This is a genomic window from Cupriavidus sp. SK-3 (assembly GCF_000611145.1).
In the GTDB taxonomy this organism is placed as follows: Bacteria; Pseudomonadota; Gammaproteobacteria; order Burkholderiales; family Burkholderiaceae; genus Cupriavidus.
Genome location: NZ_JFJV02000274.1, coordinates 60,826 through 71,482 on the forward strand (window position 1 = coordinate 60,826; position 10,657 = coordinate 71,482).

Annotated in this window: 11 protein-coding genes; all 11 read right to left on the minus strand. The window is 66.1% G+C overall.

Features of this window, described 5'->3' with window-relative positions; genetic code table 11:
* Nucleotides 1-903, minus strand: a 903-nt coding sequence (locus CF70_RS38475) for an aminotransferase class III-fold pyridoxal phosphate-dependent enzyme (protein ID WP_414629488.1), incomplete at its 3' end; no start/stop codon positions are given.
* 300 nt (nt 904-1,203) lie between these two features.
* On the minus strand, nt 1,204-2,073 hold the full coding sequence (locus CF70_RS30365) for a dienelactone hydrolase family protein (protein WP_051649252.1): 870 nt from the start codon (nt 2,071-2,073) through the stop codon (nt 1,204-1,206).
* A 44-nt stretch (nt 2,074-2,117) separates the two neighbouring features.
* Nucleotides 2,118-2,810: a glutathione S-transferase family protein gene (locus CF70_RS30370; protein ID WP_051649247.1), complete on the minus strand. Its 693-nt coding sequence runs from the start codon at nt 2,808-2,810 to the stop codon at nt 2,118-2,120.
* Entirely contained in the window at nt 2,807-3,226 is a 420-nt protein-coding gene (locus tag CF70_RS30375; RefSeq protein ID WP_035874437.1) for a YchJ family metal-binding protein, read from the minus strand. Before CF70_RS30375 ends, CF70_RS30370 begins: the two co-directional genes overlap by 4 nt.
* Nucleotides 3,223-3,912 carry an HAD family hydrolase gene (locus tag CF70_RS30380; RefSeq protein WP_035874440.1) on the minus strand — a complete coding sequence of 230 codons (690 nt, stop codon included), beginning with the start codon at nt 3,910-3,912 and terminating at the stop codon, nt 3,223-3,225. Before CF70_RS30380 ends, CF70_RS30375 begins: the two co-directional genes overlap by 4 nt.
* Nucleotides 3,909-4,604: a 2-hydroxychromene-2-carboxylate isomerase gene (locus CF70_RS30385; protein WP_035874443.1), complete on the minus strand. Its 696-nt coding sequence runs from the start codon at nt 4,602-4,604 to the stop codon at nt 3,909-3,911. Before CF70_RS30385 ends, CF70_RS30380 begins: the two co-directional genes overlap by 4 nt.
* An 87-nt stretch (nt 4,605-4,691) precedes the next feature.
* Nucleotides 4,692-5,822, minus strand: a complete 1,131-nt coding sequence (locus tag CF70_RS30390) for an acyl-CoA dehydrogenase family protein (protein ID WP_035874446.1) — start codon at nt 5,820-5,822, stop codon at nt 4,692-4,694.
* Nucleotides 5,823-5,882: 60 nt separating this feature from the next.
* Complete coding sequence (locus CF70_RS30395; RefSeq protein WP_035874449.1) at nt 5,883-6,563, minus strand: SDR family oxidoreductase; 681 nt, start codon at nt 6,561-6,563, stop codon at nt 5,883-5,885.
* Between the two features lie 84 nt (nt 6,564-6,647).
* On the minus strand, nt 6,648-7,844 hold the full coding sequence (locus CF70_RS30400) for an acetyl-CoA C-acetyltransferase (protein WP_035874451.1): 1,197 nt from the start codon (nt 7,842-7,844) through the stop codon (nt 6,648-6,650).
* A gap of 115 nt (nt 7,845-7,959) precedes the next feature.
* The gene (can, locus tag CF70_RS30405) at nt 7,960-8,631 is read right to left on the minus strand and encodes a carbonate dehydratase (protein ID WP_035874454.1); all 672 of its coding nucleotides are present in this window, start codon (nt 8,629-8,631) and stop codon (nt 7,960-7,962) included.
* Nucleotides 8,628-10,466, minus strand: a complete 1,839-nt coding sequence (aceK, locus tag CF70_RS30410; RefSeq protein WP_035874458.1) for a bifunctional isocitrate dehydrogenase kinase/phosphatase — start codon at nt 10,464-10,466, stop codon at nt 8,628-8,630. Before aceK ends, can begins: the two co-directional genes overlap by 4 nt.
* Between the last annotated feature and the right edge of the window lie 191 nt (nt 10,467-10,657).

Sequence of the window (10,657 nt, forward strand, 5' to 3'; positions counted from 1 at the left end):
CAGGAAATCGGGCCAGAGGTGCGCCGGCAACGGCGCGCCCGGCGCATCGCCGGCGCCGCGCGCCTGCTCCCAGGCGAAGAAGGTGCCGGTGCGGCCGCAGCCGACCGCGATCTCGTCGGCGATCAGGTGCACGCGGTAGCGGTCGCACAGCGCGCGCACGCCTTCCAGGTACAGCGGATCGTGCATCGCCATGCCGGCGGCGCATTGCACCAGCGGCTCGATGATGAGGGCCGCGATCTGTCCGCCGCGCGCGTGGAGCAGCGCCTCCAGCTCGTCCAGCGCGCGCTGCGCCACCTGCGCGGCACTCTCGCCCGGCGCGGCCTGGCGCGCGTCGGGCGACATCACCACGTGCGAGCTCATCAGCATCGGATCGTAGGCATCACGGAAGATCGCTACGTCGGTCACCGCCAGCGCGCCCACGGTCTCGCCGTGGTAGCCATGGCGCAGGCAGATGAATTCGCGCTTGCCGCCCAGGCCCATATTGCGCCAGTAGTGGAAGCTCATCTTCAGCGCGATCTCGACAGCCGAGGCGCCGTCGCTGGCATAGAACGCATGGCCGAGCGCGCCGCCGGTCAGGGCCGACAGCCGCTCCGCAAGCTCCACCGCCGGCGCATGCGTGCAGCCGGCCAGCATCACGTGCTCCAGCGTGTCGAGCTGCTCGCGCAGCGCGGCGTTGATCTCGGGATTGGCATGGCCGAACAGGTTGACCCACCAGGAGCTGGTGGCGTCGAAATAGCGCTGGCCACCGGTGTCGTGCAGCCACGGGCCTTCGCCGCGGGCGATGGCCAGCGGCGGCTTGCCGGCATCGGGCCGCAGCGGCGTGCACGGATGCCAGACGGCGCGCAGGCTGCGCTCGCCGAGCGTGGCGGGCGCGGGGGATGCGGAATTGGACTGGTCTTCCAAGGAAACCCTCCTTTGTTGACCGCGCGGTGGCCTGCCCGGCCGGGCAGAGCCTGGCGTGGCGGCACTTGCGTGCGGGTTGGGGAGAGTCATGGTAGGGAGCTCCCCGGCTACTTGGCAAACAGGACCGGATTTACACGTTAGCAGCGCGTTAAGCGAAAAAGCAGGAAAAAGGGCTTATCGCCGCCACATCCCCATGCCAGCATGCGCTTATCTCCACACCCTGCGCCGCCGGCGGGATTGCTTGTCGGGGTAAACCTTCCGCCGGCAGGAGCCTGTTGATGCGCCCGCTGATGCTCCGGCTTATGGCAGGGGATCGAAAGGAAGCCCGATTTCCTTGAAAAACCGCCCGACTTCCGGCAGCCAGATAGGCAAGCCGGCCCGGCTGCCGAACATGGCGTGCGAATCGCCCGCGAAGGTGCCGAAGTCCACCATGCGCGTGTTCGCGGCAGCGCCATGCGCCTGCGCCTTGTAGGCGCCGAACATCTTCTCGGGCAGCGGCTGCGGCCAGTAGCTGTCGTTATCGCCATACATCCACAGCGAGGGATAGCGCGCCTGCTTGCCGTAGTCGCCAAACGCATCGATCAGGTTGAACTCCCAGCGGCTGCACGATTCATCGCGCAGCCCGCCGGCAAAATTGACCAGGCCGAGCACGCCGGGGTACGCAAGGGTGCTGAATGCCATGGTGGTCAGCCCGCCGTGCGACTGGCCAATCACAACGATGCGCGACTTGTCGACATAGGGCTGCCTGACCATGTAGTCGAGCGTGGCAACCACATCCTCGGCCTGCACGAGGCCGTTGCTTTCCACATTGCAGCCGGCGCCGATATAGGCACCGCCGGATCTGGAAAAGCCCTGGCGCATCGGCAGCGCTACTACATAGCCGCGCTTGACGAATTCAGCGCTCTGGGCGGAATAGCGTGCGCGCGGCTGGAATGCCGGCTTGCCCGACGCCTTGCCGTGATTGAGCACGACCAATGGAAAAGGGCCTTCGCCGGGCGGCTTGAAGATGGTGGTTTCGAGCTCCACCGAGAACAGCACGCCCGGCTTGGGGACCATCGCGACCTGCTCCGCCATCTTGCCAGCCGCCACGGGCGAAGATGCCGGCGCGGCGTCCTGCGCGAGCGCAGGCCCGCCCACCACAAGCGCCAGCGCCACGGCCAGCCCCGCTATCGATCTCACGATTGCCTGTGCCTCTCTTGTCCAGTGCCTGCCGCTCAGCCGGCCCGCTTCGGCAGCGGATGGCCGGGCAGGAGCGCATAGGGATGCTGCCAGCCCGGCAGCGCGCGCAGCCGCTCGGTCCAGGCGTGGATATGCGGATATTCCTTGCGCCAGTGCACGCCGATCTCGTCGTCGAAGAAAACGTAGCCTGCCAGTGAAAAATCGGCAATCGTGAGCCGCTCGCCGAGCACATAGGCGCGCCCGGACAAATGCGCGTCGAGCACGCTCCATGCGCCTTCGCAGCGCTGCCGGAGGAACTGCAGCACCGCCGGGTCCGGCGCCTTGGCAAAGGTGCGCAGGAAGCGGTAGGTCGCGGTATAGGAACTGAACTTGTGGTTGTCGAACAGCAGCCAGCGCAGCACTTCGGTACGCTCGGCGTCATCGGCGGGGCCATGGATGCCAAGCCGCTGCGCCAGCACGTCGAGGATGGCGCCCGATTGCGACAGCCTCCGGCCGTCGAACTCGAGCACCGGCGCCTCGCCCATCTCGTTGATGGCCCGGTACTCCGGGGTGTGCGTCTCGCCGTTGAAGTAATCGACGAAGCGCGGCGCCCACAGCTTGCGGCCACGCTGCACGCCGACCGTTTCCAGCAGCAGCGCCACCTTGTAGGTATTGCCGGATTGCGCGAAGCCGTACAGCACGTAGTCGGCATCCGGTATTGCGCCAGCGGCAGTCTTCGGTTCCGTCATGGTTTCTCCCCCAGCATTTCACCATCCACATAAAGCCAGCGCGGCGCCTCGCTGGCGTCGCGCGGCTCGCGTACGAAGCGGCTGCGCTCGTGCAGCCGCCAGGCGCGCCCGCCCACCTTGTAGCGCGCCACGAATTCCACCTCGGCGTGCGTCTCGTCCTGCTGCGCATGCGCCTTGACAGCCAGCCCGAGCCAGCGCGTATCGGTATCGGGCGCGAGATCCGCCGGGCAGGTGGACGGATGCCAGGTATGGCGCAGCCAATCCACGTCGCCCAGCACATAGGCGCTATAGCGCGAACGCATCAGCTGCTCGGCGTTGCCCGGCAGCGCCTCGCCACGATGAAAGCGTCCGCAGCAGGTGGCATAGTCGCCGCCGCCACAAGGACAGCCGCCGGCGCCGGACGCCCGCGCCTTCATCCGATCAACCCCCGCAGCTCGCGCATATCGGTGAAGATGCTGCCAGCGCCGGCCGCCAGCAGCGATTCGGAGGCATTGCGCGCGGCATAGCCGAGCACGGTCATGCCCGCGGCTACGCCGGCGGTAACGCCCGTCGGGCTATCCTCGATCACCACGCAGCGCGCGGGCTCCACATTCATGGTGCGCGCCGCCAGCAGATAGACGTCAGGCGCGGGCTTGCTGCGCTCGACCTCGGTGGACGAGAAGATGTGCTCGCGCTCGTCCTGCTGGAACAGCTCGACCAGGCCGGTGCGGGTCAGCTGCAGCTTGACCTTGATGCGGTCCGCGCCGGACGCCACGCAGACGGGCAGCCCCGCGGCGGCGATCGCGGCAACCGCGTCGCGCACGTGCGGCACGGCTTGCACTTCCGACTCCAGCACGGCATTGCGCCGCACGAACCATTGCGACAGCCAGTTCTCGGGCAACGGCGCGCCGCGCCGCCGCTCGATGTTCTCCAGCTCCTCGCGCACCGCGCGGCCGAGGAACCATTTGGTGGATTCCTCGATCGAGATGCGGATGCCGAGTTCGTTGAGCATCTCGTTGAGCACGCGATTGACGATGGGCTCGCTGTCAACGAGCACGCCGTCGCAGTCGAAAATCACGCAGTCGAAACGGGGATGGCGGATCGGCTTGATGCTGGGGTTCATGCGGGCTTCTTTTCCTTGCTGCTGTCTGTGCTGCTGTTTGTGTTGCTGGGTATATGGCTGTCCGTGCTGCTCACCGCGCGCAGCTCCGTCGGCCGCTTGCTCTTGAGATGCGCCTCGATCTGGTCGAAGCGGTCGAAGCCCCAGAACGGCTCGCCGTCGATGATCACGAACGGGGAGCCGAACACGCCCTTGGCCATCGCCACGTCGATCTCGGCCTTGAGCTGATCCTTGATCTGGAAGCTGCTGGCGCCGGCATCCATGGCATGCGCGTCGATGCCCAGCGGCTCGGCCAGCTTCACCAGTTCGGCCGGCTCGGCGATGTTGATGTCGTCCACGAACAAGGCGTGGTAGACCGCCTTGGCGAACGCGGTGGCGATATCGTCGCCGTGATGGTTCTGCAGCCAAAGCATGGCGCGCGCGGCCTGCGTGGTGGGCAGCGGGAAGTGCGTGGGGCGCTTGTACTCGATATCGTGGAAGCGCGCGGTGCGCTCGAAATCGCGCCACGCGTAGTCGCCCTTGAGCGGCACGTGCGGCAGCGGCGAGCAGCCGGTGGTCTTGAAGACCACGCCGAGCAGGATCGGATGCCATGCGACGATGCGTCCGTACTTCTGCGCCAGCTCGTCGATGCGCGTGCTGGCGAAATAGCCGTACGGCGAAGAAAAATCGAAGTAGAAGTCGATGGCAGCAGTCATTGTCTGGGGGCTCCTGGCGTCTGGCCGTTGGGTTCGATGCTTCGGTGCTGCATTGGTGAAATGGTTCCGCGATCCGCAGGCGAGGCGTCAGGCCAGCGCCCGCGCGATCAGTATCTTCTGGATATCGCTGGTGCCTTCGTAGATCTGGCAGACGCGCACATCGCGGTAGATGCGCTCGACCGGGAAGTCGCTGACATAACCATAGCCGCCGAAGACCTGGATGGCGGCCGAGCAGACTTCCTCCGCCATCTCGCTGGCGTACAGCTTGGCCATCGCGGCTTCCTTCAGGCAGGGCCGCCCCGCATCCTTGAGCGACGCGGCGTGCCACACCATCTGCCGCGCCACCTCGATCCTGGTCGCCATGTCGGCCAGGCGGAACTGCACCGCCTGGTGCGCGAACAGCGGCTGGCCGAAGCTCTCGCGTTCCTTCGCGTAAGCCAGGGCCGCCTCGAAGGCGGCGCGCGCCATGCCGATGCTCTGCGAGGCGATGCCGATGCGGCCTCCTTCCAGCCCGGACAGCGCCATCTTGTAGCCGGCGCCCTCCTCGCCCAGCATATTGGCGGCCGGCACGCGGCAATCCTCGAAGAGGATCTGCGCGGTATCCGACGAATGCTGGCCGAGTTTTTCCTCCAGCCGCGCCACGATGTAGCCGGGCGTGGTTGTCGGCACCAGGAAGGCGCTGATGCCGCGCTTGCCGGCGGCCTTGTCGGTCACGGCGAGCACGATCGCCACATCGGCATTCTTGCCGCTGGTGATGAATTGCTTGACGCCATTGAGCACGTAGTCGTCGCCATCCTTCACCGCGCTGGTACGCAGCGCCGCGGCGTCCGAGCCCACGTGCGGCTCGGTCAGGCAGAAGGCGCCCAGCATCTCGCCGCGCGCCAGCGGCACCAGCCACTGCTGCTTCTGCACCTCGCTGGCGAAGGCCATCAGCATGCTGCACACCGGGCAGTTGTTGACGCTGATGACGGTGGAGGTGCCGCCATCGCCGGCGGCGATTTCCTCCAGGATCAGCGCGAGCGACAGATAGTCGAGCCCGGCCCCGCCGTACTGCTCGGGCACCGCCACGCCGTACGCGCCAAGCGCGGCCAGCTCGCGGTGCACCGCATGCGGGAAGGTCTTGTCGCGATCCCACGCGGCGGCGTGCGGCGCGATCTCCTGCTGCGCGAACTGGCGCACGGCGTCGCGGATCATTTCCTGTTCTGGCGTTAGCAGCATGTCAGCTCACCAAGGTTGTCGCCGCTGCGGGCGTGACGAAGGATGCATCGGCCATGGCACTCACCACGGGATCACGCTGCCATCGTAGTTGCGAAAGCCGCCGTTGTCCTGCCGGGTCGCGCCGGCGATCACCGCGCGCATGCCGGAGACGCTCTGCTGCGGCGTGAGGTCGGCTTCCTTGCCGCCCATCTCGGTCTGCACCCAGCCCGGATGGAAGGCCAGGCAGGTGGCATGGCGCGCGTCGAGCGAGGCGGCCTTGAGCGCAGCGTTGGCCGCAGCCTTGCTGACCCGGTAGAGCCAGCTGCGGTTGCTGTCCATGGTGCCGATGCTGCCCATGCGCGAGGCCAGCACCGCCAGCACGCCGCCCTTGCCCGAACGTCCGGTCTCGACCAGCGGCAGCAGCAACGGCAGCGCCATCATCGGCCCCAGCACGTTGACATGCATCACCTTGTCGAAATCCTCGCGGGTCACGGGCTGCGCGCCTTCGGTACGCGGGCCGATCACGCCGGCGTTGTAGACCGCTACGTCGATGGACTCGCCGTCCAGCTTCCAGCCCAGCCCGGCGACCTGGCCCGCGTCGGTCAGGTCGGCGCGCAACGCCTCCGCGCCAAGCGCTTCGATGGCCTTGATGCCGTCGTCGCTGCGCGCGACGGCCAGTACCCGCCAGCCATCGGCGCGGTACTGGCGCACGAATTCGAGACCGATGCCACGCGAGGCACCAAGGATGAGAGCGGTTGGCAAGGCAGTACTCCTTTCTCTATGTTGTTTGCGGCGTGGCTGCCGCGCGATGGCGGCAGCCACTCTGTTGCGGGCGGTACCGCGGGTTCAGATGATCTCCAGCCCCACCGCGGTGGCTTCGCCGCCGCCGATGCACAGGCTGGCCACGCCGCGCTTGCCGCCGGTCTTGCGCAGCGCGCCGATCAGCGTGGCCATGATGCGCGCGCCCGAGGCGCCGATCGGGTGGCCAAGCGCGCAGGCGCCACCGTGGATGTTGACCTTGTCGCGCGGGATCTTGAGGTCGTGCATGGCGGCCATCGGCACCACGGCGAACGCTTCGTTGATCTCGAACAGGTCGACGCTGTCCGTGGTCCAGTCGAGCTTGCCATAGAGCTTGTTGATGGCTTCCACCGGCGCGGTGGTAAACCAGCCGGGTGCCTGCGCATGCGTGGTGTGACCCAGCAGGCGGGCCAGCGGCACCAGGCCGAGGCGCTTGGCGGTGGATTCGCGCATCATCACCAGCGCGGCGGCACCGTCGTTGATCGACGAGGACGATGCGGCGGTGATGGTGCCGTCCTTCGCAAAAGCCGGCTTGAGCGAGGGGATCTTGTCGACCTTGATGCGGCGCGGGCCTTCATCGGTATCGATGACCGTGTCGCCACCGCGGCCAGGCACCGTCACCGGCGCGATCTCCCAGCGGAAATCGCCGCGCTCGGTCGCCTGCTGTGCACGCCGCACGCTCTCCATGGCGAACGCATCCTGCGCCTCGCGGGTGAAGTTGTACTTGGACGCGCAGTCCTCGCCAAAGGTGCCCATGGAGCGGCCGCCGCCCTTCTCGTCCTTGATATAGGCGTCCTCCAGGCCGTCCAGCATCATGTGGTCGAAAATCATGCCGTGGCCGATGCGATAGCCGCCGCGGCCCTTGGGCACCAGGTACGGCGCATTCGTCATGCTTTCCATGCCGCCGGCGATGGCGATCTCGAACGAGCCCGCGATCAGTGCGTCGTGCACGGTCATGGCGGCACGCATGCCGGAGCCGCACATCTTGTTGACGGTGGTGCAACCCACGCCCAGCGGCAGCCCTGCCCCCAGCGCGGCCTGCCGGGCCGGCGCCTGGCCCTGCCCGGCGGGCAGCACGCAGCCGAACACCACTTCCTCGATCTGCTCCGGCTTGAGGCCGGCGCGCTCCACCGCGGCGCGGATGGCGGCGGCGCCCAGTTGCGGGGCGGTCAGGGCGGAGAACTCGCCCTGGAAGGCCGCCATCGGGGTGCGGGCGGCGGATACGATGACAACGGGATCATGCATGGGGTGTCTCCAATGATTAGGGGCGCGGGTGGGCGCAGGTTGGCGCGATACGTGGCGGCGATTGTTGGCTCTTCCTGAATCTCTCTTTGCTTGCCGATGCGTGCGAGGCCGGCGCTTAGCGGATCGACGCCTGCGGCGGATCGCCGAACTGGCGGTAGGCCGCTTCGAGCTGCTCGTGCAGTTCGTCATTGCTGCTGGCAGCCATGCCGAGGTCGCGCAGCAGGCCGTCGGACACGCCGTAGACCCAGCCGTGCACGGTGACTGGCTGGCCACGGTCCCAGGCATCCTGCAGCACGGTGGTCTGGCACACGTTGTTGACTTGCTCGATCACATTGAGCTCGCACAGCCGCGTATGTGCGTCTTCCTCGCGGGTGATGGTGCCGAGGTAGGCGCCGTGCTTGTCGGCAACGTCGCGCACGTGGCGCAGCCAGTTGTCGGCCAGCCCGACGCGCTGGCGCTTGAGCGCGACCTTGACGCCGCTGCACCCATAGTGGCCCACCACCGTGATGTGGCGCACCTTGAGCAACTCCACGGCAAACTGGATCACGGAGAGCGCGTTGAGATCGCTGTGCGCGATGACATTGGCGATATTGCGATGGACAAACACTTCGCCCGGCGCCAGCCCCAGTATCTGGTTGGCCGGAACGCGTGAATCGGAGCAGCCGATCCACAGGTACTCGGGCGCCTGCTGGTTTGCCAGGTTCATGAAGAAGCCCGGATCCTCCGCGTTCACGCGGTCGACCCACTCCCGATTGTTGCGGAACAGCTGGGCGATGGCGTCACTCATGCGACTCTCCTTGCCGGTTCTGGCTGGTCGCCGGATCTAGCCCGGGTTGAGGCTGCGGCGGCATAGCGATTGACAAAGCGTTCTGAAACGTCATAGGCATAAAAATCGTGAATTTGTCCGGCCAGCAGCCGGTCCTTGTGCCCCTGCCACATGGCAGGATCGAAGAAATCTTTGTGGTGGCGCAGGAAGGCGGCGCGCACGCGCGGGTCCCCCAGCAGGAAACTGCGGTAGGTCTCGGGGAAGATATCGTGCCGGCCCACGCTGTACCAGACCTCGCCCGACATCTCCTCCTCTTCGTTGCGCGGCTGCGGCACGTGGCGGACATTGGTGTCCGTCATGTACTCGATCTCGTCATAGTCGTAGAACACCACGCGGCCGTGGCGCGTGACGCCGAAATTCTTGTAGAGCATGTCGCCGGGGAAGATATTGGCGGCGATCAGCTCCTTGATGGCGTTGCCGTACTCCACGATGCCGTGCTCGACCTGCGCATCGGAGCCCTCCTGCAGCCAGATATTGAGCGGCGTCATGCGGCGCTCGATGTAGACGTGCCGCACGACGATTTCCTCGCCGCCGTCCTTGGCGCGCTGGTACTCGATCATCGACGGCGCGTGCAGTTCCAGCTCGCGCACCAGCGCGTCGTCGAAGCGCGACAGCGGAAATGCCACGTCGGAATACTCCAGCGTATCGGCCATGCGGCCCACGCGGTCGTGCTGCTTGACCAGCTGGTACTTCGACTTGATCAGCTCGCGCGTGGTCTCCTTTGGCGCCGGATAGTAGTCCTTGATCACCTTGAACACGTAGGGATACGAAGGCAGCGTGAACACCAGCATGACCAAGCCCTTGATGCCCGGCGCGCTGATGAACTTGTCGGACGAATGCTGCAGGTGATGCAGGAAGTCCCGGTAGAACAGGTTCTTGCCCTGCTTCTGCAAACCCAGCGAGGTGTAGATCTCCGCGCGCGGCTTGCGCGGCATGATGTCGCGCAGGAAGGTCACGTACGCCGACGGGATCTCCATGTCCACCATGAAGTAGGAATGCGTGAAGGAGAACAGGATCAGCAGCTGCACCTTCTTCAGCAGCACCGTGTCGAGCGACAGCTTGCCGTCGGGCGTGTGCACGATGGGAATCGCCAGCGGGAAGGTGCGGTCGGCGTTCAGGATGCGGCCGATGATGAAGGCCGACTTGTTGCGGAAGAACAGCGACGACAGCACATGGATCTGGAAATTCGGCGCAATGCGGAAGTCGCCGAAGTACTCGGTGACGGCGCGCACCACGTAGCCGATATCGCGCGTGAGATCGGCGAACGGGCGCTCGATCTGGTAGTTGTGGACGATGCGCTCGAAGCACGCCGCCATGCCCGCGCGGCTGCCCGGATAGTAGGCACGGAAGGTCGGCCTGGTGGGAGACTCCTCGTTCTCGATGTACTCGGTCGAGATGGCCGGGCGCACGAAGATGAAATCGTTATTGAAGTACGAACGGTGCAGGATGCGCGTGCACACCGAGTTGAAGAAGGTCTCGGCCAGTTCCGGCTGGTGATGGTTGGTCAGCAGCCCGATGTAGTGCAGCTTGATCTGCTGCCAGATTTCGTCCTCGATGTTCTCGGCGTCGTACTCGTCTTCCAGGATCACGCTGGTTTCGCGCACCCGCTCGTTGTAGAAGGCGATGCGGTCGCGTTGCAGTTGCTGCAGGCCTTGCCAGTCGGCCGCCTCGAACTTCACCTTGGCCTGGTGGCTAACCTCGCGGAACAGCCGGTAGTGCTTGTCGAACCCGTCCAGCATGGTGCGGGCCACGTCATAGGCAATCTGCGAGGACAGCAGCTTTGGGAAGTGGGACATGACGCAGGCCGATGACGATTGGGGGTTCCGGAGATTGTAAATTGGTTCGGCGGCAGGGCGAGTGCTCTTTCGGCCAATCCGGCATGGCCGGCGCGGCGCCAGGCCGGGCGCCGTCGCCATGCAGCGCCGGCATCACATGGTTTGCGAGAACAACTCCCTTCCGATCAGCATGCGGCGGATTTCCGACGTGC

What these genes read in the sequence shown, in the direction of transcription:
- CF70_RS30370 (WP_051649247.1), bottom strand. Translation starts at nt 2,810, where the DNA reads ATGACGGAACCGAAGACTGCCGCTGGCGCAATACCGGATGCCGACTAC.
- CF70_RS30375 (WP_035874437.1), bottom strand. Translation starts at nt 3,226, where the DNA reads ATGAAGGCGCGGGCGTCCGGCGCCGGCGGCTGTCCTTGTGGCGGCGGC.
- CF70_RS30380 (WP_035874440.1), bottom strand. Translation starts at nt 3,912, where the DNA reads ATGAACCCCAGCATCAAGCCGATCCGCCATCCCCGTTTCGACTGCGTG.
- CF70_RS30385 (WP_035874443.1), bottom strand. Translation starts at nt 4,604, where the DNA reads ATGACTGCTGCCATCGACTTCTACTTCGATTTTTCTTCGCCGTACGGC.
- CF70_RS30390 (WP_035874446.1), bottom strand. Translation starts at nt 5,822, where the DNA reads ATGCTGCTAACGCCAGAACAGGAAATGATCCGCGACGCCGTGCGCCAG.
- CF70_RS30400 (WP_035874451.1), bottom strand. Translation starts at nt 7,844, where the DNA reads ATGCATGATCCCGTTGTCATCGTATCCGCCGCCCGCACCCCGATGGCG.
- can (WP_035874454.1), bottom strand. Translation starts at nt 8,631, where the DNA reads ATGAGTGACGCCATCGCCCAGCTGTTCCGCAACAATCGGGAGTGGGTC.
- aceK (WP_035874458.1), bottom strand. Translation starts at nt 10,466, where the DNA reads ATGTCCCACTTCCCAAAGCTGCTGTCCTCGCAGATTGCCTATGACGTG.